The sequence below is a fragment of the Paraburkholderia sp. RHO2 genome, assembly GCF_050955445.1.
GTDB lineage: Bacteria > Actinomycetota > Actinomycetes > Mycobacteriales > Mycobacteriaceae > Prescottella > Prescottella agglutinans_A.
On the sequence record NZ_CP162617.1, the window covers coordinates 3,268,423 to 3,291,712 of the forward strand.

A 23,290-nucleotide genomic window follows, 5' to 3' on the forward strand; every position below is an offset into this window, starting at 1 on the left:
CTCAGCGGCGGGCGGCCGCCAGCTCGACCGTCAGTGCCGCCCACCGCTCGAGCAGGGCCGCCGCCGCACCCGAGTCGATCGCGCGGGCGGCCTTCTCCATTCCGGCGGCCAGCGACTCCTCGAGGCCCCTCTCGAGTCCGTCGAAGGCGGCGATCGCTCCGGCAGCGTTGAGCAGCACCGCGTCCCGGACCGGGCCCGCGTCACCGGCGAATATCCCGCGCGCCACCGCCGCGTTGTCGGAGGCGTCACCGCCCCGCAGCGCGTCCAGCGGCACCCGGGTGATCCCGAGGTCGGTCGGATCCAGCTTCCGGGTGGTGACCGTGCCGCCGGTGACCACGTGCACAACCGACGTCGTCGACGTCGTGAGCTCGTCGAGGCCGTCGTCGCCGCGAACCACCAGCGCGGAGTTGCCGCGCTCGGCGAGGACACCGGCGATCACCTCGATCAGGTCCTCGAACGCGCAGCCGATCAGTCCGGCGCGCGGACGGGCCGGGTTGGTCAGCGGGCCGAGGACGTTGAACACCGTCGGGATGCCGATCTCCTTACGCGGCGCACCCGCGAACCGCAGCGCCGGGTGGAAGACCGGCGCGAAGCAGAAGCCGATGCCGACCTCCTCGACGCAGCGCGCCACGTCCGCGGCGCCGAGGTTGATGTGCACACCCAACGCCTCGAGCACGTCGGCGCCGCCGCTCTTCGACGACGCCGCCCGATTGCCGTGCTTGACCACGCGGATACCGGACGCCGCCACCACGACCGACGCCATGGTGGAGATGTTGACTGTGTGCGAGCGGTCGCCACCGGTACCGACGATGTCCACGACGTCGGGCGACACCGGCACCGAGCGGGCGTGTCCGAGCATCGAGTCGGCCAGACCCCGCAGTTCGGCCGGCGTCGGGCCCTTCATCTTGAGGGCGACGCCGAACGCCGCGATCTGCGCCGACGTCGCGTTGTCGGACATGATCTCGTCCATCGCCCACGCCGTGTCGTCGGCCGTCAGGTCACGGCCGTCGGTGAGGGCGCCGAGGACCGCGGGCCAGCTCCGGTCGACCGCGCCCGCCACTCGATCCGTGCCTTGCGCTGCCGACTGCCGCACCATCTCGATCCCTTTCGCTGCCCGTGGTCTCACCCGATGCCCGGTGGGCACCGCCGCACCGCAGCTTAGTGCGCGTCGGCGCGGCCTTGATCACTCACCGGCCGCGGCCGGCTGCAGCCCTTCCCAGCCCAGCGCGGTGCCGCCCAACCGCTGAGCCAACCCGGCCATCCGGGAGCGCTCCTGCGAGCAGTGCAGGGCGTCGAGGATCTGCACCCGCTCGAGCCGCAGGATCACGGCGGTGTCCTCCACCGCCTCGGGATCGCCCGCGGGCGCATACCCGTCCTGGGCCGCGATATCGACGGCCTGTGCGACGGCGTCGGCGGGCAGGCGGAGATGGTGCCGGAGGACGGCGTCGGCGTCGGCCGTCCACGCCGGGTCACCCGCGGCGCCGCGCTCCAGCGCCGTCGAGCAGGACTCCACGTCGTCGAAGCCGGACACCACCACGACGAGGTCCGTGCGGGTCCGATCGAGCGGCACCGGCGCGCGCCTGGACAGAATTCCGCCTATCCAACGAGCGACTCCACGCCTGAGTTCCATGTGCCTACTTTGTCACGTCCACCGACGGCCGCCTCAACCGCGGAGGAATGGCCTCTGACGTGCATCGACGCGCCGAGACAGGACCCGGGTGGCTTTCCTTTACGACGAAGCGTCATACTTCTCAGCGTGACGAGCGCAGTAGGGACTTCAGGATCGGCAATCACCCAGCGCGTGCACTCGCTGAACCGGCCAAACATGGTCAGCGTCGGCACCATCGTGTGGTTGTCAAGTGAGCTCATGTTCTTCGCAGGGCTCTTCGCCATGTATTTCGTTGCACGAGCACAGGCGAATGGGAACTGGCCACCGGAGCCGACCGAGCTCAATCTCGGCTTGGCCGTGCCGGTCACTCTGGTGCTGATCGCGTCTTCCTTCACCTGCCAGATGGGTGTCTTCGCGGCAGAGAAGGGTGACGTCTTCGGTCTCCGGCGGTGGTACCTGCTCACCCTTGCCATGGGCACGTTCTTCGTGCTCGGCCAGGGCTACGAGTACTACCACCTGGTGCACGAGGGCACGACGATCTCGAGCAGCGTGTACGGATCGGTCTTCTACATGACGACCGGCTTCCACGGCCTGCACGTCATCGGCGGTCTGATCGCGTTCGTCTTCTTGATCGTCCGCACCAAGGTCAGCAAGTTCACGCCTGCCCAGGCCACTGCGGCGATCGTCGTTTCGTACTACTGGCACTTCGTCGACATTGTGTGGATCGGCCTGTTCGCCACGATTTATTTCATCCGTTAGCCAGCTGAACGACCAGGCAGCCCCCTGACGCTTCAGTCGTCCCGACATACCAAAGGGATACAGATGAGTTCATCCCCCCCTCCCGCAATCGAGGGTGACATGCCCAACCGCACCACAGCAGGTTCCGCCGCCAAGGCGCGCCGCCAGCGCAAGCTGCGTCGTCGCGTCACCGGCGCGCTGATCCTCATGCTGGGACTCGTGAGCGCCGGATTCCTCGCCTCCGCTCTGACGCCTGCACCGCAGGTCGCCACCGCGAGCGACGACTCCGCAGCGCTGATCCGCGAAGGCAAGCAGCTCTACGACACCTCCTGCATCACGTGCCACGGCGCGAACCTGCAGGGTGTCCAGGACCGCGGCCCCAGCCTGATCGGTGTCGGCGAGGCAGCCGTGTACTTCCAGGTGTCGTCCGGTCGTATGCCGGCCGCTCGCAACGAGGCGCAGGCTGCCCGCAAGCCCGCCAAGTTCGACGCCCGCCAGACCGACGCCATCGGCGCCTACGTCCAGTCGCAGGGCGGCGGCCCGACCCTCGTCCGTGACGAGAACGGCGAGATCGCCCAGTCCTCGCTGCGTGGCGGCGACGTCGCGCGCGGTAGCGAGCTGTTCCGCATGAACTGCGCGTCGTGCCACAACTTCACCGGTCGCGGCGGTGCGCTGTCGTCCGGCAAGTACGCCCCCGTTCTGGATCCGGCCAGCGAGCAGCAGATCTACGCCGCCATGGTCACGGGCCCCCAGAACATGCCCAAGTTCTCCGATCGTCAGCTGACGCTCGAGGAGAAGAAGGACATCATCGCCTACGTCAAGCAGTCGGGTGAAGCCAAGAGCCCGGGTGGTTATGGTCTCGGCGGCATCGGACCGGGGTCCGAGGGCCTCGCCATGTGGGTCATCGGCATCGTCGCTGTCGTCGGCGCAGCACTGTGGATCGGAGCAAGGTCATGAGCGACGCCGGCAGCGGCGGCACGCCGAAGAAGTACACGGACGACGAGCTCGACCGGATGAGCCGGGACGAACTCGTCAAGCTCGGTACCAATCTCGACGGCGTCGATGTGGCGTTCCAGAAGGACCGCTGGGCTGTCGAGGGCACCAAGGCCGAGAAGCGCGCTGAGCGCTCGGTGGCGTTCTGGTTCATCCTCGCCGGCATCTCGGCCATCGCCTTCATCGGCATCTTCCTGTTCTGGCCGTGGGAGTACGCGGGCGAGGGCGACGACACCTACTGGGCGTACAACCTGTACACCCCGCTGATCGGCTTCACCATGGGTCTGGCGATCCTCGGTGTCGGCGTCGGCGCGGTGAAGTTCACCAAGAAGTTCGTCCCTGAAGAGGTCTCGATCCAGGACCGCCACGACGGCGGTTCGGCGGAGGTCGACAAGCGGACCCTCGGGGCCCAGCTGAGCGACACCCTCGACAAGTCGACGATCGGCCGCCGCAAGATGATCAAGCGCAGCCTGATCTTCGGTGGCGTCGGTGTCGGCGTCATGTCCGTCATGCCCCTCGGCGGCATGATCAAGAACCCGTGGGCCAAGGGCGACAACTCCCCGCTGTGGGTGTCCGGCTGGACCCCCCGCTACCCGGGCGAGACGATCTACCTGCGTCGCGACACCGGCCGTCCGCACGACATCGTGCTGGTGCGCCCGGAGGACCTGGACGCCGGCGGCATGGAGACGGTGTTCCCGTTCCGTGAGTCCGAGCGTGGCAACGACGAGGAGCTGTTCAAGGCGCTCCGCGGCATCCGCAACGCCGTCATGCTCATCCGTCTGCGCACCGAGGACGCTCAGAAGGCCGTCAAGCGCAAGGGCCAGGAGAGCTTCAACTACGGCGACTACATCGCCTACTCGAAGATCTGCACCCACCTCGGCTGCCCCACCTCGCTGTACGAGCAGCAGACCAACCGGATCCTGTGCCCCTGCCACCAGTCGCAGTTCGACGCGCTGCAGTACGGCAAGCCGATTTTCGGTCCCGCCGCTCGTGCTCTTCCGCAGCTGCCTATTACTGTGAACGAAGAGGGCTACCTCGTCGCCAACGGTGACTTCATCGAAGCCCTCGGCCCGGCATTTTGGGAGCGTCGACCGTGACCACTACCACTCCATCCAGAGTTGCCGCCCAAGCAGAGGCAGTCGACTCTCGGTACCACCTCGCGGCCGGAATGAAGCGGCAGATCAACAAGGTCTTCCCGACGCACTGGTCGTTCATGCTCGGCGAGATCGCGCTCTACAGCTTCATCATCCTGCTGATCTCGGGCGTCTACCTGACGCTGTTCTTCGACCCGTCGCTGGCCGAGGTCACCTACAACGGTGCATACGAGCCGCTCCGCGGCGTCGAGATGTCCCGCGCGTACGAGACCACGCTGAACATCTCCTTCGAGGTCCGCGGCGGTCTGTTCGTCCGACAGATCCACCACTGGGCCGCGCTGATGTTCGCCGCGTCGATCATCGTGCACCTGCTGCGCATCTTCTTCACCGGCGCGTTCCGTCGCCCGCGTGAGGCGAACTGGGTCATCGGCTCGCTGCTGCTGATCCTGGCGATGTTCGAGGGCTTCTTCGGCTACTCGCTGCCGGACGACCTGCTGTCCGGTACGGGCCTGCGCGCCGCGCTGTCCGGCATCACCCTGAGTGTTCCGATCGCCGGCACCTGGCTGCACTGGCTGATCTTCGGTGGCGACTTCCCCGGCACCCTGATCATCCCGCGCCTGTACGTCGCGCACGTGCTGCTGGTCCCCGGCATCCTGCTGGCCCTGATCGCCGCGCACCTCGCGCTGGTCTGGTACCAGAAGCACACACAGTTCCCCGGCCCCGGCCGCACCGAGCAGAACGTTGTCGGCGTCCGGATCCTCCCGGTGTTCGCCCTCAAGGGCGGTGCGTTCTTCGCGTTCACGTTCGGCATCCTGGCGATCATGGGCGGCGTCCTGCAGATCAACCCGATCTGGAACATCGGCCCGTACAACCCGTCGCAGGTGTCGGCTGGTTCGCAGCCCGACTTCTACATGATGTGGACCGACGGCATGGCGCGTCTGTGGCCGGCGTGGGAGATCTACCTGTTCGACCGGTACACGATCCCCGCCGTGTTCGCTGTCGCCCTGATCATGGGCATCGTGTTCGCACTGCTCATCGCCTACCCGTGGATCGAGAAGAAGTTCACGAAGGACGACGCACACCACAACCTGCTGCAGCGTCCGCGTGACGTCCCGGTCCGCACCGGCATCGGCGCGATGGCCATCGCGTTCTACCTGGTGCTGACGATCTCCTGCGTCAACGACATCATCGCGTACCACCTGGACATCTCGCTCAACGCGATGACCTGGATCGGTCGTATCGGCATGGTGGTCCTGCCTCCGATCGCGTACTACGTCACCTACCGGTTCTGCATCGGTCTGCAGCGCAGCGACCGCGCGGTGCTCGAGCACGGCATCGAGACCGGCATCATCAAGCGCCTGCCGCACGGTGAGTACGTCGAGATCCACCAGCCGCTCGGCCCGGTCGACGATCACGGCCACCCGATCCCGCTGGAGTACCAGGGTGCTGCGATTCCGAAGAAGATGAACAAGCTCGGTTCCGCCGGCAAGCCCGGTTCCGGCAGCTGGGTCACCCCCGACCCGGTCGAGCAGAGCCAGGCTCTCGACGCGGCGCATCACGCAGCCGAGCACGAGCAGCTTCGGATTCTCACGGAGTACCAGGACCGCAACCGCGGAAACGGCTCCGGCGACGGCGAAGCACACTAGTTCGCCGAGACTGACGGGAAAGGCCCGAACCCTCACGGGTTCGGGCCTTTCCCGTTTCGGTGTGCGCGGAGGCGCCGCTCCCCTCCCCCGCCAGGGCTCCTCAGCTGGTCGTCCAGCTGCGGGGTGTTTCGAACTAGGGGGTGTTCAGGTACGTTTCGATGGCCTGCTGGGCCTTCGGGTTGCCGTTGCCGATACCGATGAGGCCTCCGATGACGGCGCCGGTCGGGCCGCCGATGATGCAGCCGGCGAGGCTGCCGGGGAACATCGATATGCAGCCGATGCCGAGGCCTATCGCGGAGCCTGTCGCGGCCCCCGCGGCGCCGCCTTGCTCCCAGCCGATGCCCAACTCGTTCAACATGTTGTCGAGTGCCTGCTGTTTGGTCAGTGGCGGCTGGGTGGTCGGCGGCGGGTCCGCGTGCGCGGTCCCGGCTCCGACGAATACCGCTCCGGTGACGAGCGCTGATGCTGCCACCTTTTTGATCAGGTTCATCGCGATCCCCACCTTGCGGTCGAAGGACGAGTCCGGCCGACTGTAGTCCTGCCGTATCCCGGCCGTCCGGCTAACGGTCCGCACTGTTACCCGGCTGCTGCCATGACGATCTACCGGTCGTCGAGTTGAATGTTCCCGTCGAGGACCTCCACCGGGGTCAGCCACCAACTCGCAGCGCCGTAGGCGTCCCTGTCGACCTGGAGGCAGCGGTTCGCGTGGCGGACGACGTCGTGGATCTTGTGTCGCTGGGTGTCGAATCTCAGCGGCGCTGCGGATCGCTTCGCTGGTAGGCGCCAGGATTCGGGCGACCTCCTTCGAGTCGATCATCTCGCTGGTGCCGGGGCCTAGCTCACTGGGGCAACCGGCGAGATGCAGCGAAGACTAGCGGAACACGCCTCGCTACTTTGACGGATCTCGGGCGCGTCGGCTGGCGTCGCCGATCTAGCCGGTATGCCAAGTTCGATGCTTGCGCTGCACCTCCGAGCGATCGGAGCCTACGAAATGTCCACGGCCCGGATGAATCTCAACTCACGCGATCTTCGTGTGCCCCAGCCAGTTGGCTCGCGAGACTTCCGCAGGGCCCTCGATTCGGTACACCGCCGCGCCCCATCACGACTGCTGGCGCGTGGTGGGCTCGGACGATCGGTCCGGCGCATTCGACGGACCTCCGCATCCTGGACGCCCAGCCGCTGGAGGATCAGTGTCACCCCGTAAGGGTGAGGAGGCGGCGGTGCTGCGGAGCTAACGTCACGCTGACCGACCCATGTCGTGCGAGGAGGAACATTGGAAGAACACGGCACTGCGCTAACACCCGAAGCCTTCGGCGTCGGCGTCCCGGACCGCATCGAGACCCCCATCGGCACGTTCGAGTTCTTCGACGGTGTGCCGCTTCCCGACAGCACGCGACGTCTGTACGACGGACTCGACTTCCTGCGCGGAATCGAGGTGTTCCTCAACGCGGTGCCCGGTGCGTCGCTGGTGGCGATGCGCAGGGGGTTCCGCAGCATCGGCTTGGACGGCCTGGGGACCGTGGCGTACACCGACCCCCGCGCCAACTCGGGCAGCTATTTCCTCACCCCGAACACCGAGACCACCTACGGCACGATGTTCATCGACCTGCGCGCCGGTCCTGTGGTGATCGAACCGCCCACCCAGTCGCTGTGTGTGGTGGACGACTTCTGGTTTCGCTATGTCGCCGACATGGGTATCGCCGGACCGGACAAGGGGGCGGGTGGCAAGTACCTGTTCCTCCCGCCCGGTTACGACGGCGCGGAGCCCGACGGCTACTACACCTACCGGACACCCACCTACACCAACTGGGTCGTGCTGAGAGCGCTCGGCGGCGTCGAGGCGATCAAGCAGACCCGTGTCTACCGGCTCGCCGACGCGGCAGATCCGCCGCAGACCACGTTCGTCAACATCGCGGACAAGAGGTTCAACACGGTGCACGCCAACGACTTCTCGTTCTTCGAGGAGATCGACGAACTGGTCCAGGAGGAACCCGCCGACGCGATCGACCCCGAGCGTGCTGGGCAACTCGCCGCGATCGGAATCCAGCACGGCCGCAAGTTCGCTCCGGACGAGCGTGTGCGCGGCGTCCTGGACGCCGCCGCGAAGACGGCCGCCGGGATCAGCCGGGCGTTGGTCTACGCCCCCCGCAACCCGGACAGCTTCGTGTTCGAGGGAGCCTCCTGGAAGGAGGCATTCGTCGGCGGCAGTTATGAGTTCCTCGACCAGCACGCCCGCCTGCTGGACGCACGCACCCAGTTCCACTACTTCGCCACGGTGATCACGCCGGCGATGGCACACGCGCAGGTGGGCGCCGGGTCCGCGTACACCTACACCGCCGAGGACTCGGAGGGCCGAATCCTCGACGGCGGCAAGACGTATCGGCTCACCCTGCCACCGAATCCGCCGGCGAAGAACTTCTGGTCCGTCGACGTCTACGACACCCAGACCAGATCGCTGCTGCAGACGGACAACCCGTATCCCAGCCTGATGAGTCTGACGGGAACCGTCGAACCCGAATCCGACGGGTCGCTCGTACTGTGGTTCGGACCGACCCCGCCGGCGGGCAGGGAAGCGAACTGGATCCAGACGGTGCCGAACAAGGGCTGGTTCCCGATACTGCGCCTCTACGGCCCCCTCCAGCCGTGGTTCGACAAGATGTGGCGGCCGAGCGAACTCGAGGAGACCCCGCTCCCCCACGCGTGATCCGCTCCGACGCGAGAACGCCGAAGGCGCCGAACCCGGCTGGGGTTCGGCGCCTTCGGCGTCGTTCTGGTGTGAGACCTAGTGCTTCTCGGGTCCGAGGTGGTACTCGAAGACCAGTCCGGCGGCGGCCGCGAGGACGAGCACCACTGCGATGACGATCATCCACGGCTGGAAGAAGGCCAGCGAGATCGCGGCGAACCCGGCGGCACCGGCCAGCAGGATGGGCCAGAAGCTACCCGGGCTGAAGAAGCCCAGATCGCCGGAGCCGTCGGAGATCTCGGCCTCCTCGTAGTCCTCGGGGCGGGTGTCGAGACGACGCGCCACGAACCGGAAGTACGTTCCGACGATGAGGCTCAGACCCGCCGACAGGACGATCGCGGTCAGGCCGGCCCACTCGATTCCGGTGCGCGACATGGCGGTGAAAACGCCGTAGACGATCGCGACGAGAATGAAGAACACCGTCAGGATCTCGAAGAGCTTGGCTTCGATCTTCATATCAGTTGTTGTCCTTGGTCAGGGGGGCTCGGGCGGTCAGTTGCCGTTGGCCGATGCCTCGCGCACGGTGCGGTCGGTGTTGAACGGCGAGGTGGAAGTCGCGGTCGGCGACTCACCGATCGACGCCAGTGCCTCAGCGGTGTTCAGGCCCTTACCGCCTTCCTCGACGGACTTACGAGCCTCGATGTACTTCTCGAACTTCTCCGGCGTCACCGCGCGGACCTCGAAGTTCATCATCGCGTGGAACGTGCCGCACATCTCGGCGCAGCGGCCCACGAACGCGCCTTCCTGCTCGATCTCGCTGATCTGGAAGACGTTGTCCGAGTGATTCTCCTTCGGGTTCGGGTTCACGTCACGCTTGAACAGGAACTCCGGAACCCAGAAGGAATGGATGACGTCCGAGGACGCGAGCACGAACTCGACACGCTTGCCGGTCGGCAGGACAAGGATCGGAACCTCGTTGCTGGTGCCGACGGTCTCGATCTTGTCGTACGCCAGGTAGGACAGGTCCTGGGTGTTCTTGCCGTGGATCGGGCCGACCTTCTCGTTGCCGTGCTCGTCGACGCCCTCCGGCTTCGACGCGGCGAGAGCGGCTGCAGTGGCGGCCTCGTCGGTGCCCTCGTACTTGGCGGTGCCGTCGCCGAGGTCGATGGTCTTGTAACCGAACTTCCAGTTCCACTGGTACGCCGTGACATCCACGACGACGTTCGGGTTGTCCTTCTTCTCGGTCACGTAGTTCTGGACGACCACGGTGAAGTAGAAGAGCACAGCGATGATCACGAACGGCACGGCCGTGTAGAAGAGCTCCAGCGGCACGTTGTATGCCGTCTGACGCGGGAACTCAGGCGAGTCCTTCTTCTTGCGGTGGAAAACGACCACCCAGAAGGTGAGGCCCCACACGATGACACCCATGACGAGGGCGGCGACTACCGACCACGTCCACAGTTCGCGCATACGTTCGGCCTGCGGGGTAACTCCCGATGGCCACCCGAAGCGAAGCACCGAATTGTCGATTGAACAACCCGACAGCAGCATGGCAGCTATGCCCAGAGATGCTGCCAGCCCGGCTCGCCGAAGGATCCGACCTTGCGCCACGTTCACGCCTTCCTGATCGCCGCAATTCCACTAGGGCACACCCGAAGGGAAGGCCCAATTACTACGCAGCGTAGACCAAAGGCGTCGATCCTCCACTGTCGGGTCGGCACCCGTGTTGCAGTCAGGACCAATGACCCTCCACAGTACGCGTCCCACCTGGGATTCAGCTGAGATCTCGACGCACACGTACGGTCCGCCGACGGTCCCGCCTCGAAAACTGCGGCATACTTCCCTGGGGAATTCGCCGCCGCTACGGTGGCGGTCGCGTTCCGACCGACAATCGACTCTGAATCGAGGTATTGGACGCTGTGTGCGGACTGCTCGGACTACTCACCACCGACGGCACCAGCGACGACGCGGTCGCGCGCGTCGATGCGGCCATGCACTGCCTGCGCCATCGCGGCCCCGACGAGCACGGGACATGGCACGACGACGACCTGATCTTCGGCTTCAACCGGCTGTCGATCATCGACCTCGAGCACTCCCACCAGCCGCTGCGCTGGGGTCCGCCGGAGAACCCGGAGCGCTACGCGCTCACCTTCAACGGCGAGATCTACAACTATCTCGAGGTCCGCGCCGAACTCGCGAAGGATCACGGCGCCCAGTTCCGCACCGAGGGTGACAGCGAGGCGATCGTCGCCGCGTACCACTACTGGGGCGCCGACGCGGTCCGCCGGCTGCGCGGCATGTTCGCGTTCGCGGTGTGGGACACCGAGACCCGCGAGCTGTTCGTCGCGCGCGACCCGTTCGGGATCAAGCCGCTGTTCATCGCGACCGGCACGGGCGGCACTGCGTTCGGCAGCGAGAAGAAGAGCCTGCTCGAACTGGCCGACGTCATCGGCATCGACACCGACCTCGATCCGCGGGCGATCGAGCACTACACGGTGCTGCAGTACGTGCCCGAGCCGGAGACACTGCACGCGCGGATCCGCCGCCTCGAGTCGGGCTGCTACGCGCGCCTGTCGCCGGGGAAGGATCCCGAGGTCACCCGCTACTTCACGCCGAAGTTCCCGGCCGTGCCGTTCGCCCCGGGAGCGGAGCAGTCCCGCTACCGGGAGATCGCGGAGGCGCTCGAGGACTCCGTCGCCAAGCACATGCGCGCCGACGTCACCGTGGGCTCGTTCCTGTCGGGCGGCATCGACTCGACCGCGATCGCGGCGCTCGCGATGCGTCACAACCCGAACCTGATCACGTTCACGACGGGCTTCGAGCGCGAGGGCTACTCCGAGGTGGACGTCGCGGCCGAGTCCGCGGCGGCGATCGGTGCCCGGCACGTGGTCAAGGTGGTCTCCCCCGCCGAGTTCGCTGCCGCGATCCCGGAGATCATCTGGTATCTCGACGACCCGGTCGCCGACCCGGCGCTGGTGCCGCTGTGGTTTGTCGCGAAGGAGGCCCGCAAGCACGTCAAGGTGGTGCTCTCCGGTGAGGGCGCCGACGAGCTGTTCGGCGGCTACACCATCTACCGCGAGCCGCTGTCGCTCAAGCCGTTCGAGTACCTGCCGAAGCCGCTGCGCCGGGCCGCGGGCAAGCTGTCCGAGCGCATTCCCGAGGGCACCCGCGGCAAGAGCCTGCTCAACCGCGGCTCGATGACGCTCGAGGAGCGCTACTACGGCAACGCCCGCAGCTTCAACGACGCGCAGCTGCGCGCGGTGCTACGCGACTTCCGACCCGAGTGGACGCACCAGGACGTGACGGCACCGATCTACGCGCAGTCCCGCGACTGGGATCCGGTGGCGCGCATGCAGCACCTGGACCTGTTCACGTGGCTGCGCGGCGACATCCTCGTCAAGGCCGACAAGATGACGATGGCCAACTCGCTGGAGCTGCGGGTGCCGTTCCTCGACCCCGAGGTCTTCGACGTCGCGTCGCGGGTTCCGCTGGATCAGAAGATCACGACCAGGCGAACGAAGAGAGCCGCATCCGCGCCGCATACCACCAAGTACGCGCTGCGGCAGGCGCTCGAGGGCATCGTCCCGGCGCACGTGCTGCACCGCGCGAAGCTGGGCTTCCCGGTGCCGCTGCGGCACTGGCTCGCCGGTACGGAGCTGTTCGACTGGGCTCACCAGCAGATCGCCGAGTCGGGCACCGACCACATCTTCGACAAGGCCGCGGTCACCCGGATGCTGAACGAGCACCGCGACGGCACGTCGGATCACAGCCGCCGCCTGTGGACCGTCCTGTGCTTCATGGTGTGGCACGGCATCTTCGTCGAGAAGCGCATCGTGCCGCAGATCCAGGAGCCGGTGTACCCCGTGAGCCTCTGACGGCGACATAGCCCCGCAGACACGTCCGCCCGGATTCCTCGTCGAGGAATCCGGGCGGACGTGTCTGCGACGCCTTACGGCAGCAGCGTGGCGATCTCGTCGGCGGCGTCCTTGCCGTACGCCTCGGTGAGCCGCTTGATCGCGTCGTCGCGCTGGAAGGTCCACTCCTGGGTGCCGACGGTCTCGAGGACGTGCACGGCGACCAGCGAGCCGAGCTGCGCGGAACGCTCGAGGCTCAGGCCCGCGGAGTGCGCGAGCAGGAAGCCGGCGCGGAAGGCGTCGCCGACACCGGTGGGATCGACCTTGCCGCGCTCGGGCACGACGCCGACGCGGACCCAGTTGCCCTCGGCGTCGACGATCTCGACGCCCTTGGCTCCGAGCGTGGTGACCCGCAGCCCGACCTGGGCGCGGATCTCCTCCTCCGACAGCCCGGTCTTCTGCTGCAGCAGGCCCCACTCGTACTCGTTGGTGAACAGGTACTCGGCGCCATCGATGAGCTTCTTGGCGTCGTCGCCGGACAGCCGCGCGAGCTGCTGGGACGGGTCGGCGGCGAACGGGATGCCGAGCAGGCGGCACTCGTCGGTGTGGCGGAGCATCGCCTCGGGGTCGTTGGCACCGATCAGCACCAGGTCGAGGCCGTCGTGTGCCGCCACGAGTGCTGCCAGCTCTATGTCGCGGGCCTCGCTCATCGCGCCCGGGTAGAACGAGGCGATCTGCGCCATGTCCTCGTCGGTGGTGCAGACGAACCGCGCGGTGTACGCGCTGTCGGACACGCGGACCCCGCTGCAGTCCACGCCACTGGCCTCGAGCCACTGGCGGTACTCGGCAAAGTCGGCACCCGCGGCACCCACCAGCAGCGGCGAGCCACCGAGCACACCCATCGCGTATGCGATGTTGCCGCCGACGCCACCGCGGCGGATCACGAGGTCGTCGACCAGGAAGCTCAGCGAGATGTGCGCGAGCTGATCGGCAACCAACTGCTCGGCGAAGCGGCCCGGGAACCGCATCAGGTGGTCGGTGGCGATGGAACCGGTTACCGCAATAGTCACGCGCGAGTGCCTTTCAGCTTCGGTGGCGTTGTTCAGTTCGGATGGTGAGAAGGGTGCGCAACGCAGTCTGACGCGGAGCCCGCCGGTGAGGCCGACTCCGCGTCAGGATGCGTGATGAGGTTGTGCGGGACTCAGTTGAAGGAGTCGCCGCAGGCACAGGACCCGGTGGCGTTCGGGTTGTCGATCGTGAAGCCCTGCTTCTCGATGGTGTCGACGAAGTCGATGGAGGCGCCCTCGACGTAGGGAGCGCTCATCCGGTCGACGGCCAGGTTGACGCCGCCGAAGTCGACGACGAGGTCACCGTCGAGCGTGCGATCGTCGAAGAACAGCTGGTAGCGCAGACCCGCGCAACCACCGGGCTGCACGGCGATGCGCAGCGCAAGGTCGTCGCGTCCCTCCTGATCGAGCAGCGCCTTCGCCTTGGAGGACGCGGCCTCGGTCATCGTGACGCCGTGCGTGGCGGTCTCGTTCTGCACAGTCATGGGCTCTCCCTGTCGCTCGTGCCAAACCCGTGATCGCTTCAACGGTACTCTGCGTCCCGCTATTCCTCACGTGTCGGGCCTTACTGTGCGAACCCCGACGCACCCCGCCAGTCACCCGCGACGCACGACGTCAACGCCTCGAGCCGCGGCGCCGCCTCCGACATGGCTCGGTCGACGGAGCCGGCGAAGTCCGCGACCGAGAACGCCGCCACGATCCCGGCTGCCCGGACCGTGTCCCGGTCGACTGCGACCTGGCCGGCGATCACGACGGTCGGCACCCCGGCGGCGGTGGCGACCCCGGCCAGTGCGGTGACGAGCTTGCCGCGCAGTGACTGGTGGTCGAACTTTCCTTCGCCGGTGAGCACGATGTCCGATGTCGCCACCTGCCCGGCCTGGTCCGTGCACCGCGCGACGACGGACGCACCCGATTCCCGCACCGCCCCCAGCGCGAGCAGGGCGGCGCCGAGCCCACCGGCGGCGCCCGCCCCGTCGAGGTCGGCGACGTCGTGGCCGGACGCGTCCCGCAGTTCGGCCGCCCACGCCGCGTTGCGTCGTTCGAGGACCTCGATCGCGGCAATGTCGGCGCCCTTCTGCGGCCCGAAGATCCGCGCGGCGCCGTGCTCGCCGAGCAGCGGGTGTTCGACGTCGGTCGCCGCGACCAGGTCGACCCCGGCGAGCCGCGTCCGGGCCCGGTCGAGGCCGCCGAGCGCGGCCACCATTCCGCGGCCGCCGTCGGTGCAGCAGCTACCGCCGAGCCCGACCACGATCCGCCGCGCGCCGGCGTCGACGGCCGCAGCCACCAGCTGCCCGACGCCGCGGCTGTGGGCGCGGAGCGCGCTCTCCGGGGTGGGTGGGCCGCCGAGCAGTCCGAGCCCGACGGCCTGCGCCGATTCGATGTACGCGACGCCGTCGGCGAGCACCCAGCGCGCGTCGGTGACGTCGTCGAGCGGTCCGTCGACCCGCGTGGTGCGAAGACCACCGACCGTGCCGGAAATCACGTCGACGAAACCAGGGCCGCCGTCGGACTGCGGCGCCAGGGCGATGTCGTCGTCGGGCCTGGCGGCGGACCAACCGGAAGCCATCGCGGCGGCCGCCTCTACCGCGGTGAGAGTTTCGCCGAACGAGTCGGGGGCGATCAGCACGCGCATCAGCGCAGTGTATGGCGGCCACTCGACCTCGGCATTTCGACCGTCGTCCTGGAGGTTCGAACCGTGGTCGGTTTCGCCAGGACGTCGGTTATCCCATAGCCTGGTGACGTGAAGCTCCTACGCCGAGGCGACTCCGATAATTCCGACAAGCGCGACGTCGAGGTCATCGAGTCGTCCGCGGAGACCACCACTGGCCGGTCCGGGACGGCCGACACCGGCACGGCATCGACGCCGGGCAAGGGACGCCCGACTCCCAAGCGCCGCGAGGCCGAGGCCAAGCGCCGCGGCCCGGTCGCGCCCGCGCCGCTCACCGCCAAGGAGGCCCGCGCCCGCCGCAAGTCGACCCGCGGTTCCAAGGAGGAGCGCAAGGCCGCGGCCGCAGTGCGTCGCGCCGAGTCGGCCGACCGTCGCGCCCGCATGCTCGCCGGCGAGGACAAATACCTGCTGCCGCGCGACAAGGGCCCGGTCCGCGCGTACGTGCGCGACCTCGTCGACAGCCGCCGCAACCTGGTCGGCCTGTTCATGCCGCTCGCGCTGATCCTGATCATGGCGATGTTCCTCAGCCCCGTCATCCAGAGCTACGTCACGCTGGGCATGCTCGTGATGATGCTGTTCATGGCCGGCGAGGGGTTCTTCCTCGGCCGGATGATCAACAACCGTGTCCGCGAGCGCTTCCCGGACTCGACCGACGGCGGCTTCCGACTCGGCTGGTACGCGTTCGTGCGCGCGTCGCAGATCCGCAAGATGCGCGCCCCCAAGCCCCGTGTGGGCCCCGGCGACGCCGTCTGACCCATGCTCCGTATCGGGCCGGTCCTCGCACTGCGGGGACCGGCCCGACGCGGTTGGTAGCGTCTACCCCCGTGCCCTCCCCCGTTTCGCTCCGCCCACGCCGCACACTCGTGCTCGGCGGCGCCCGATCCGGGAAGTCGGGACACGCGGAGGGCCTGCTCGGCGCCCTCGACGACGATCGGGTTCGCTACGTGGCCACCGCGCGCCGCTACCCCGGCGACGACGACTGGGAGGACCGGATCGATCTGCACCGGCGCCGCCGCCCGGCCTCGTGGACGACGGTCGAGACCGGCGCCGACGGCAGCCTCGTCGACCTGCTCACCGCGCCCGGCGTCCATCCGCCGACGCTCGTCGACGACCTCGGCACGTGGCTCACGTGCGAACTCGACGACGCCGCGGCGTGGGACGCCCCGCGCGGCACGATCGCTCCGCGCGCGGACGCCCTCGTCGACGCGGTCGCCGGATTCGACGGCCGGCTGCTGCTCGTCAGCCCCGAGGTCGGTCTGGGCGTGATCCCCGAGACCCGTTCGGGCCGGTTGTTCCGCGACGAGATCGGCGCCCTCAACTCCCGCCTCGCCGAGGTGTGCGACGACGTCGTCCTGGTGGTCGCCGGTATCGCCCTGACGCTCAAATGATCGGTGCAGAAATGAAAGGTCAAGCGTGACAAGCGAAACCGTGAGTCCGTCGGCTCCCCACTTCGAGCCTCTCGTCCCCCCGGACGCCGAGGTCCGAGCGCAGGCGCAGGCTCGCCAGCTGATGCTGACCAAGCCGACCGGCTCACTCGGCCGGCTCGAGGAACTGTCGGTGTGGGCGGCCTCGTGCCAGGGCGAGTGCCCCCCGCACGTGTTCGCGCGCCCCCGCGTCGTCGTGTTCGCCGGCGACCACGGCATCGCGCAGGGCGGTGTGTCGGCGTACCCGCCGGAGGTCACCGCACAGATGGTCGCGAACATCCGCGCCGGCGGCGCCGCGGTCAACGTGCTCGCGTCCATCGCGGGTGCCGGGGTGCGTGTGGTCGACATGGCGGTGGACACGGACACGGATCCGTCGGTCTCGACTTACAAGGTGCGCCGGTCGTCGGGGTCGATCGACCGCGAGGACGCGATGACCCACGAGGAGACCCTGCGCGCGATCGCGGCGGGGCGTGCGATCGCCGACGAGGAAGTCGACTCCGGAGCGGACCTCCTGATCGCCGGCGAGATGGGCATCGGCAACACCACGCCCGCCACCGTCCTGGTGGCGGCGCTCACCGACACCGAACCGGTCGCGGCCGTCGGGCGCGGCACCGGCATCGACGACGCCGCCTGGATGCGCAAGACCGCCGCGATCCGCGACGCGCTGCGCCGGGCACGGCCGCACGTGCGCGACGCCGTCGGCCTGCTCCGTACGGTGTCGGGTGCGGACCTGGCCGCGATGGCCGGCTTCCTGGCGCAGGCCGCGGTCCGCCGGACGCCGGTGATCGTCGACGGCCTGGTGGTCACGGCGTCGGCGCTCGTGGCGGAGGAGATGGTGCCCGGCGCACGCGAATGGTGGGTGGCCGGGCACCGGTCCACCGAACCGGCGCACACTCTCGCGCTGCGACACCTGGGCCTCGACCCGATCCTCGGGCTGAACATGCGCCTCGGCGAGGGGTCGGGCGCGGTGGCGGCGCTTCCGGTGCTCCAGGGCGCGGTGGCGACGCTCGCGCACATGGCGACCTTCGACCAGGCGGGCGTGAGCAACAACACCGCACCCGAGTCCGAGCCGGAATCGGACTGACGGTGCGGGGCGCGGTCACCGGGCTGTCGCTGGCGCTGTCCTGGCTGACGGTGCTGCCGGTCCGCGGCCCACAGGACATCGGCCGACCCGAGGGGCGCCGCGCGATCGCCGCGGCTCCCGTCGTGGGCACTCTGCTCGGAGCGGTCGCCGCGGGCCTGCTGTGGCTGCTGCTGCGCGGCGATCTCGCAGCCGCGCTCGCGGGCCTGCTGGTGGTCGGGGCGTTGGCCCTGTTCACCCGCGGCATGCATGTCGACGGCCTCGCCGACACCGCGGACGGGCTCGGCTGTTACGGACCGCCCGAGCGGGCGCGGGAGGTCATGCGCAGCGGCGGCGCCGGCCCGTTCGGCGTGGCCGCGCTCGTCGTGACGATCGGCGTCCAGGCCGTGTCCCTCGGCACCCTCGGCGCGGTCGGGGCGTGGTTCGCCGCCGCCGTCGCGGTCGCGGCCGGGCGGGTGTCGGCCGTGTTCGCGTGCCGCCGCGGCATTCCCGCGTCGAGCACGCGGGGTTTCGGCGCGCTGGTGGCGGATTCGCAGCCGACGTGGGTGGCCGCGTCGTGGGCGCTGGTCCTGGCGGTCGCGGCGGCGTGGGCGGTTCCCGAGCGGTGGTGGCAGGGTCCGGTCGTCGTCCTCGTCGCGCTCGCGGCGGCCACGCTGCTGGTGCGACACTGCGTCCGCCGGTTCGACGGCATCAACGGCGACGTGCTCGGCGCGGCAATCGAATTCACGGTTGCGGCGACCGCGGTCGGCTTCCTGCTCGGAGGCTGATCCCGACGATCGCCGTTCCGGTGGCACGGCGAAAGCGCGCGGGCCCTCCCGCCGGAAGCGGAAGGGCCCGTGGGGATTCGTCGGTGCGTGCGCTCAGCGCAGCTTGGTCATCCACTCGTGGGTGTCGGCGAAGGTGCCGCGCTGGATGCCGGTGAGGGTGTCGCGCAGGGCCATCGTGATCTTGCCGGGCTCGCCGTCGGCGATGGTGAACTCGCCCTCGGCCGACTTCACGCGGCCGACCGGGGTGATGACCGCGGCGGTGCCGCACGCGAACACCTCGGTGATCTCGCCCGAGGCGGCCTTCTCGCGCCACTCGTCGGTGCTGATCTTGCGCTCCTCCACCGCGAAACCGGCGTCGGTCGCCAGCGTGAGCAGCGAGTCGCGGGTGATCCCGGGCAGCAGCGAACCGGACAGCGACGGCGTCACCAGGCGCGCGTCGGGTCCCGAGCCGAAGACGAAGAACAAGTTCATCCCGCCCATCTCCTCGACGTACTTGCGCTCGATGGCGTCGAGCCACACCACCTGGTCGCAGCCCTCGTCCGACGCCTGCGCCTGCGCGAGCAGCGACGCCGCGTAGTTGCCGGCGAACTTGGCGGCACCGGTGCCGCCCGGTGCCGCGCGCACGTACTCACGCGAGAGCCACACGCTGACCGGCTTGACGCCGCGCGGGAAGTAGGCGCCGGCCGGGGACGCGATCAACAGGTAGCGGTACTCCTTGGCCGGACGGACACCCAGGCCCGCCTCGGTGGAGAACATGAACGGGCGCAGGTACAGCGAATCCTCGCCGCCGGCGGCGGGCACCCACGCCTCGTCGACGTCGAGCAGCGCATCGATCGAGCCGACGAACAACTCGTCCGGCAGCTCCGGCATCGCGAGACGGCGGGCCGACTGACGCAGACGCTCGGCGTTCGCGGTGACCCGGAACGACGAGATGCCACCGTTGGGCTGGCGGTAGGCCTTGAGGCCCTCGAAGATCGCCTGCCCGTAGTGCAGGACCATGCCGGCCGGATCGAGCGCGATCGGTCCGTAAGGCAGCACCTCGGCGTCGTGCCAGCCACGACCCTCGGTGTACATGATCGACACCATGTGATCGGTGAAGTACCGACCGAACCCGGGCGCCTCCAGAACCTTGCGCCGCGCCTCGTCGGTAGCGGGGGAAGGATGCTGGGTACGCACGAATTCTAGGCCGTCATTCATAAGCCGTGATCCTATCTAACGGAGTTTCGCCGATTGTCTGGTGTCGGCGTGTTACTTGGTGTGGACCGGCACGAACGGCGGCGTGACGACCTCGCAGCGGAGGGTACGCCCGCGCACGTCGACGGTGATCTCGTCGCCTGCCGCGACCCCGGATGCGGTATCCAGCAACGCCAGGGCGATACCTACCTTGAGGGTCGGCGAGAAGGTGCCCGACGTGGTCTCTCCGATCACGGTCCCGTCCTTCGACACGGACTGGCCCTGGCGGAGCACGCCGCGGTCGAGGGCCTTGATCCCCCACATGCGCCGCGCCGGTCCGGCCGCCTTCTCCGCGACGAGCGTCTCGCGTCCCCAGAACTGCGGCTTGTTCCAGCCGATCGCCCACCCGCAGCGGGCCTGCAGCGGCGAGATCTCCAGCGACAACTCGTGACCGTGCAGCGGGTAGCCCGCCTCGGTGCGCAGCGTGTCGCGCGCGCCCAGGCCCGCGACCTCACCGCCCTGAGCGCGGACGGCGTCGACCAGTGCCCGGAACACCGTCTCGCCGTCGGCCCAGCGAGGCAGCAACTCGTAGCCGCGCTCACCGGTGTAGCCGCTGCGGCACACGCGCACCGGCACGCCGTTCCAGTCGGCGTCGACGAAGCCCATGTATTCGATGTCGGTCGGCAGCCCCAGCGCCGCGAGTATGTCGGCGGCCTGGGGTCCCTGCACCGCGAACACCGCGTAGTCGCGGTGCTGATCGGTGATCTCGATCCCGGCCGGCGCGGCGGCCTGCAGGCGGGCGACGACGTCCGCGGTGTTGGCGGCGTTGGGCACGAGGAAGATCTCGTCGTCGGCGACGTAGTACGCGATCAGATCGTCGACGACGCCGCCGGTCTCCGTGCAGCACAGCGTGTACTGGGCCTGGCCGGGTCCGATCTTGCCGAGGTCCGCGGTGAGGGTCGCGTTGACGAACTCCGCCGCGCCGTCGCCCTTGACGAGCGCCTTGCCCAGGTGGCTCACGTCGAACAGGCCCACCGACTCGCGCACCGCGGTGTGCTCGGCGACGGTGCCGGCGTACGACACCGGCATCTCCCAGCCGCCGAACGGGGCGAAGGTGGCGCCGAGGTCGACGTGAACGGAGTGGATGGGGCCCTGCAGCAGCTGCGCGTCGCTCATGAGGCACAACGCTAGCCGACGCCGGCGGGGCATCAGTACGGCAATCCGGGCACTAACATCGGAATTCGGCTACCAACTTCCCAATTGCCCCATCGCAGGAGATGCCCGTGCCCGCAACCTCTTCCCCCACCCGCAACCTCGGACCCGACCTGGTGCTCGCCGGCTCGCTCGGCAAGCGGGTCGACGTTCTGGTGATCGGTCTGACGACCGGCTCCGACGGTCCCGAGGCGCTCGTGGGCGCCGGCGTCGACGAGGAGGTGCTCGCGGGTCTGCTCGACGATCTGCAGGCCGTCGGCGCGACCGGCAAGGCGGAGGAGCTCACCCGCGTGCCGGCGCCCGCCGCGCTGTCCGTGTCGAGCGTGCTGGCCGTCGGCCTCGGCGCCGCCGAGAAGATCGACGCCGAGCAGGTCCGCAAGGCGGCCGGTGTGGCCGCGCGGGCCCTGTCCGGTGTCGCGACCGCCGCGACGACGCTGGCATCGGTCGACCTCGGTGCCGCCGCCGAGGGCTTCTTCCTGGGCGCGTACGCGTTCAGCGAGTTCAAGGGCAAGTCCGCCCCCGCCGCCGACGCGCAGCCGCTCGCCCGCGTCGAACTGCTCGTCGAGTCGCCGCGCGCGAAGGCGTCGAAGGACGTGCTCGCCCGCTCGGCCGCGATCGCCGAGGCCGTCGCCACCGCCCGCAAGCTCGTCAACACCCCGCCGAGTCACCTGTTCCCGGCCGAGTTCGCCGCGCGCGCCAAGGCCCTCGGTACCGCCGCCGGCCTGACGGTGAAGGTCCTCGACGAGAAGGCCCTCGCGAAGGCAGGCTTCGGCGGGATCGTCGGCGTCGGCCAGGGCTCGTCGCGGCCCCCGCGCCTGGTGCAGATGACGTACTCGTCCGGCAAGCGCCGCGGCGTCAAGAAGGTCGCGCTCGTCGGCAAGGGCGTGACGTTCGACACCGGCGGCATCTCGATCAAGCCGGCCGCGGGCATGGAGAACATGACCTCCGACATGGGCGGCGCGGCGGCCGTCGTCGCGACGGTCGTGCTCGCCGCCAAGCTGCGCCTGCCCGTCGACGTCACCGCATGGGTGCCGATGGCCGAGAACATGCCGTCCGCGACCGCGCAGCGGCCCGGCGACGTGCTCACCCAGTACGGCGGCACCACCGTCGAGGTCATCAACACCGACGCCGAGGGCAGGCTGATCCTCGCCGACGCGATTGCCCGCGCCTGCGAGGACAACCCGGACTACCTCATCGATACCGCGACGCTGACCGGCGCGCAGATGGTCGCGCTCGGCAACCGCACCGCCGGTGTCATGGGCACCGACGAGTTCCGCGACCGGGTCGCCACGATCTCACAGGAGATCGGCGAGAACGCCTGGCCGATGCCGATGCCGGCCGAGCTGCGGGCCGACCTCAACTCCCGGGTCGCCGACCTGGCCAACGTCACCCCGCACCGCTGGGGCGGCATGCTCGCGGCCGCGATCTTCCTGAAGGAGTTCGTCGCCGACGGCGTGGAGTGGGCGCACATAGACGTCGCCGGTCCGGCCTTCAACACCGGCGGCCCGTTCGGCTACACCGGCAAGGGCGGCACCGGCGTCCCGGTCCGCACGATGATCTCCGTGATCGAGGACATCGCCGCCCACGGCTAGGGCTGTCCACGCCCCGTGCGTCTCCTCCGTCCGGACAGGCCGGGGAGGCGCACGGGCGCGTCAGTCGAATTCGCGGGCGCGCTCGCGCTTGCGTTCGATCCGGCGTCGGGCGTCGTAGTCGCGCATCCGCTGCGGGTATCCGGTCTTGCGCACGTCGTAGACCGGGATCCGCAGCTCCTCGCCGAGCTTCCTCGCGCCGCGTTCACCGCCGACCTTGCGTCGGGTCCACTCCCCGTCCGCCGCGACCAACACGACCGTCAGCTCGGTGACCGTCGTCCGGGGTTCGACGTACGCCTCGACGCCGTGGTGCGAGCGCGCCCAGTCCGCGAGGTGTCGCGCGTCGGATGCCGCGGCCGGGTCCTGCCGCGATCGCCCGCGAGTGAAACGGTCGAACAACCCCACGTGACTCTCCTCCCGGTGCGCCGCGGACGACTCCACGACGATGTGCCCGATTTTGCCAGCCGACGCGATCGACGACGAGGAAACGCACATGACGCGCCCCTCGCAGGACACGCTCCGGGCATCAATGAAAGGATGGGCGGGGCGGGCAGCACGACGGGTCCGAAGCGCAGCACACCCACCGGAGTGAGGCGCCTCGGAAACGTCGTACACCGCCGCCGGAACCGTGCTTCTCGAGCACAATGGTTTTCGACCACAAGTCGACACTCAACAACACGAACACAACCGT

General features: G+C 68.9%; 22 protein-coding genes. 11 read left to right on the top strand and 11 right to left on the bottom strand.

Going from position 1 to position 23,290, the window contains the following annotated elements:
- Nucleotide 1 precedes the first annotated feature (1 nt).
- Nucleotides 2–1,096 (bottom strand): anthranilate phosphoribosyltransferase, encoded by a 1,095-nt coding sequence (gene trpD / locus ABTV10_RS15160; RefSeq protein ID WP_499028179.1) that lies wholly within the window; start codon nucleotides 1,094–1,096, stop codon nucleotides 2–4.
- 87 nt (nucleotides 1,097–1,183) lie between these two features.
- On the bottom strand, nucleotides 1,184–1,570 hold the full coding sequence (locus ABTV10_RS15165) for a hypothetical protein (RefSeq protein ID WP_499028182.1): 387 nt from the start codon (nucleotides 1,568–1,570) through the stop codon (nucleotides 1,184–1,186).
- Nucleotides 1,571–1,801: 231 nt separating this feature from the next.
- Between ABTV10_RS15165 and ctaE the strand changes: the two genes are divergently transcribed.
- From ctaE to qcrB, 4 genes are all read left to right on the top strand, one after another.
- The gene (gene ctaE / locus ABTV10_RS15170) at nucleotides 1,802–2,368 is read left to right on the top strand and encodes an aa3-type cytochrome oxidase subunit III (protein WP_499035188.1); all 567 of its coding nucleotides are present in this window, start codon (nucleotides 1,802–1,804) and stop codon (nucleotides 2,366–2,368) included.
- Between the two features lie 63 nt (nucleotides 2,369–2,431).
- Nucleotides 2,432–3,304: a cytochrome bc1 complex diheme cytochrome c subunit gene (qcrC, locus tag ABTV10_RS15175; RefSeq protein ID WP_433605133.1), complete on the top strand. Its 873-nt coding sequence runs from the start codon at nucleotides 2,432–2,434 to the stop codon at nucleotides 3,302–3,304.
- A complete protein-coding gene (gene qcrA, locus ABTV10_RS15180) occupies nucleotides 3,301–4,437 on the top strand; it encodes a cytochrome bc1 complex Rieske iron-sulfur subunit (RefSeq protein ID WP_433605135.1) in 1,137 nt (378 codons plus the stop codon). Before qcrC ends, qcrA begins: the two co-directional genes overlap by 4 nt.
- Nucleotides 4,434–6,080 (top strand): cytochrome bc1 complex cytochrome b subunit, encoded by a 1,647-nt coding sequence (gene qcrB / locus ABTV10_RS15185; protein WP_499028184.1) that lies wholly within the window; start codon nucleotides 4,434–4,436, stop codon nucleotides 6,078–6,080. Before qcrA ends, qcrB begins: the two co-directional genes overlap by 4 nt.
- A gap of 133 nt (nucleotides 6,081–6,213) precedes the next feature.
- Here the strand turns inward: qcrB and ABTV10_RS15190 are convergent, their stop codons facing one another.
- The gene (locus ABTV10_RS15190; protein ID WP_433605139.1) at nucleotides 6,214–6,570 is read right to left on the bottom strand and encodes a hypothetical protein; all 357 of its coding nucleotides are present in this window, start codon (nucleotides 6,568–6,570) and stop codon (nucleotides 6,214–6,216) included.
- Nucleotides 6,571–7,353: 783 nt separating this feature from the next.
- On the opposite strand from ABTV10_RS15190, the gene ABTV10_RS15195 reads away from it, so the two are divergent.
- Nucleotides 7,354–8,784, top strand: a complete 1,431-nt coding sequence (locus ABTV10_RS15195; RefSeq protein ID WP_499028186.1) for a DUF1254 domain-containing protein — start codon at nucleotides 7,354–7,356, stop codon at nucleotides 8,782–8,784.
- 78 nt (nucleotides 8,785–8,862) lie between these two features.
- On the opposite strand, the gene ABTV10_RS15200 is transcribed toward ABTV10_RS15195, so the two are convergent.
- The gene (locus ABTV10_RS15200; RefSeq protein ID WP_499028187.1) at nucleotides 8,863–9,279 is read right to left on the bottom strand and encodes a cytochrome c oxidase subunit 4; all 417 of its coding nucleotides are present in this window, start codon (nucleotides 9,277–9,279) and stop codon (nucleotides 8,863–8,865) included.
- A 36-nt stretch (nucleotides 9,280–9,315) separates the two neighbouring features.
- Nucleotides 9,316–10,380, bottom strand: coding sequence for an aa3-type cytochrome oxidase subunit II (gene ctaC / locus ABTV10_RS15205; protein WP_499028189.1), 1,065 nt, complete (start codon nucleotides 10,378–10,380; stop codon nucleotides 9,316–9,318).
- Nucleotides 10,381–10,682: 302 nt separating this feature from the next.
- Between ctaC and asnB the strand changes: the two genes are divergently transcribed.
- Nucleotides 10,683–12,638, top strand: a complete 1,956-nt coding sequence (asnB, locus tag ABTV10_RS15210; protein ID WP_499035189.1) for an asparagine synthase (glutamine-hydrolyzing) — start codon at nucleotides 10,683–10,685, stop codon at nucleotides 12,636–12,638.
- Between the two features lie 74 nt (nucleotides 12,639–12,712).
- On the opposite strand, the gene ABTV10_RS15215 is transcribed toward asnB, so the two are convergent.
- From ABTV10_RS15215 to ABTV10_RS15225, 3 genes are all read right to left on the bottom strand, one after another.
- Nucleotides 12,713–13,687 carry a carbohydrate kinase family protein gene (locus tag ABTV10_RS15215; RefSeq protein WP_499028190.1) on the bottom strand — a complete coding sequence of 325 codons (975 nt, stop codon included), beginning with the start codon at nucleotides 13,685–13,687 and terminating at the stop codon, nucleotides 12,713–12,715.
- 131 nt (nucleotides 13,688–13,818) lie between these two features.
- On the bottom strand, nucleotides 13,819–14,169 hold the full coding sequence (locus ABTV10_RS15220) for a HesB/IscA family protein (protein WP_433605149.1): 351 nt from the start codon (nucleotides 14,167–14,169) through the stop codon (nucleotides 13,819–13,821).
- 80 nt (nucleotides 14,170–14,249) lie between these two features.
- On the bottom strand, nucleotides 14,250–15,317 hold the full coding sequence (locus tag ABTV10_RS15225) for a glycerate kinase family protein (RefSeq protein ID WP_499028192.1): 1,068 nt from the start codon (nucleotides 15,315–15,317) through the stop codon (nucleotides 14,250–14,252).
- Between the two features lie 108 nt (nucleotides 15,318–15,425).
- Between ABTV10_RS15225 and ABTV10_RS15230 the strand changes: the two genes are divergently transcribed.
- The 4 genes from ABTV10_RS15230 (at nucleotide 15,426) to ABTV10_RS15245 (ending at nucleotide 18,625) form a co-directional block, all read left to right on the top strand.
- Nucleotides 15,426–16,106, top strand: coding sequence for a DUF3043 domain-containing protein (locus ABTV10_RS15230; RefSeq protein ID WP_499028193.1), 681 nt, complete (start codon nucleotides 15,426–15,428; stop codon nucleotides 16,104–16,106).
- 71 nt (nucleotides 16,107–16,177) lie between these two features.
- Nucleotides 16,178–16,741, top strand: coding sequence for a bifunctional adenosylcobinamide kinase/adenosylcobinamide-phosphate guanylyltransferase (locus ABTV10_RS15235; protein ID WP_499028196.1), 564 nt, complete (start codon nucleotides 16,178–16,180; stop codon nucleotides 16,739–16,741).
- A gap of 25 nt (nucleotides 16,742–16,766) precedes the next feature.
- Complete coding sequence (gene cobT / locus ABTV10_RS15240) at nucleotides 16,767–17,861, top strand: nicotinate-nucleotide--dimethylbenzimidazole phosphoribosyltransferase (protein WP_499028198.1); 1,095 nt, start codon at nucleotides 16,767–16,769, stop codon at nucleotides 17,859–17,861.
- Between the two features lie 2 nt (nucleotides 17,862–17,863).
- Nucleotides 17,864–18,625: an adenosylcobinamide-GDP ribazoletransferase gene (locus tag ABTV10_RS15245; RefSeq protein WP_499028199.1), complete on the top strand. Its 762-nt coding sequence runs from the start codon at nucleotides 17,864–17,866 to the stop codon at nucleotides 18,623–18,625.
- A 93-nt stretch (nucleotides 18,626–18,718) separates the two neighbouring features.
- On the opposite strand, the gene ABTV10_RS15250 is transcribed toward ABTV10_RS15245, so the two are convergent.
- Both ABTV10_RS15250 and gcvT read right to left on the bottom strand, forming a co-directional pair.
- Nucleotides 18,719–19,822 carry a branched-chain amino acid aminotransferase gene (locus ABTV10_RS15250; protein ID WP_499028201.1) on the bottom strand — a complete coding sequence of 368 codons (1,104 nt, stop codon included), beginning with the start codon at nucleotides 19,820–19,822 and terminating at the stop codon, nucleotides 18,719–18,721.
- Between the two features lie 51 nt (nucleotides 19,823–19,873).
- The gene (gcvT, locus tag ABTV10_RS15255; RefSeq protein WP_499028202.1) at nucleotides 19,874–20,974 is read right to left on the bottom strand and encodes a glycine cleavage system aminomethyltransferase GcvT; all 1,101 of its coding nucleotides are present in this window, start codon (nucleotides 20,972–20,974) and stop codon (nucleotides 19,874–19,876) included.
- 107 nt (nucleotides 20,975–21,081) lie between these two features.
- Here gcvT and ABTV10_RS15260 point away from each other — a divergent pair, with 107 nt between their 5' ends.
- Nucleotides 21,082–22,602: a leucyl aminopeptidase gene (locus ABTV10_RS15260; protein ID WP_499028204.1), complete on the top strand. Its 1,521-nt coding sequence runs from the start codon at nucleotides 21,082–21,084 to the stop codon at nucleotides 22,600–22,602.
- Nucleotides 22,603–22,662: 60 nt separating this feature from the next.
- On the opposite strand, the gene ABTV10_RS15265 is transcribed toward ABTV10_RS15260, so the two are convergent.
- Nucleotides 22,663–23,094 (bottom strand): hypothetical protein, encoded by a 432-nt coding sequence (locus ABTV10_RS15265; RefSeq protein WP_499028206.1) that lies wholly within the window; start codon nucleotides 23,092–23,094, stop codon nucleotides 22,663–22,665.
- Nucleotides 23,095–23,290: the final 196 nt, after the last annotated feature.

What these genes read in the sequence shown, in the direction of transcription:
- trpD (WP_499028179.1), bottom strand. Translation starts at nt 1,096, where the DNA reads ATGGTGCGGCAGTCGGCAGCGCAAGGCACGGATCGAGTGGCGGGCGCG.
- qcrC (WP_433605133.1), top strand. Translation starts at nt 2,432, where the DNA reads ATGAGTTCATCCCCCCCTCCCGCAATCGAGGGTGACATGCCCAACCGC.
- qcrA (WP_433605135.1), top strand. Translation starts at nt 3,301, where the DNA reads ATGAGCGACGCCGGCAGCGGCGGCACGCCGAAGAAGTACACGGACGAC.
- ABTV10_RS15190 (WP_433605139.1), bottom strand. Translation starts at nt 6,570, where the DNA reads ATGAACCTGATCAAAAAGGTGGCAGCATCAGCGCTCGTCACCGGAGCG.
- ABTV10_RS15200 (WP_499028187.1), bottom strand. Translation starts at nt 9,279, where the DNA reads ATGAAGATCGAAGCCAAGCTCTTCGAGATCCTGACGGTGTTCTTCATT.
- ABTV10_RS15220 (WP_433605149.1), bottom strand. Translation starts at nt 14,169, where the DNA reads ATGACTGTGCAGAACGAGACCGCCACGCACGGCGTCACGATGACCGAG.
- ABTV10_RS15225 (WP_499028192.1), bottom strand. Translation starts at nt 15,317, where the DNA reads ATGCGCGTGCTGATCGCCCCCGACTCGTTCGGCGAAACTCTCACCGCG.
- ABTV10_RS15250 (WP_499028201.1), bottom strand. Translation starts at nt 19,822, where the DNA reads ATGAATGACGGCCTAGAATTCGTGCGTACCCAGCATCCTTCCCCCGCT.
- gcvT (WP_499028202.1), bottom strand. Translation starts at nt 20,974, where the DNA reads ATGAGCGACGCGCAGCTGCTGCAGGGCCCCATCCACTCCGTTCACGTC.
- ABTV10_RS15265 (WP_499028206.1), bottom strand. Translation starts at nt 23,094, where the DNA reads ATGTGCGTTTCCTCGTCGTCGATCGCGTCGGCTGGCAAAATCGGGCAC.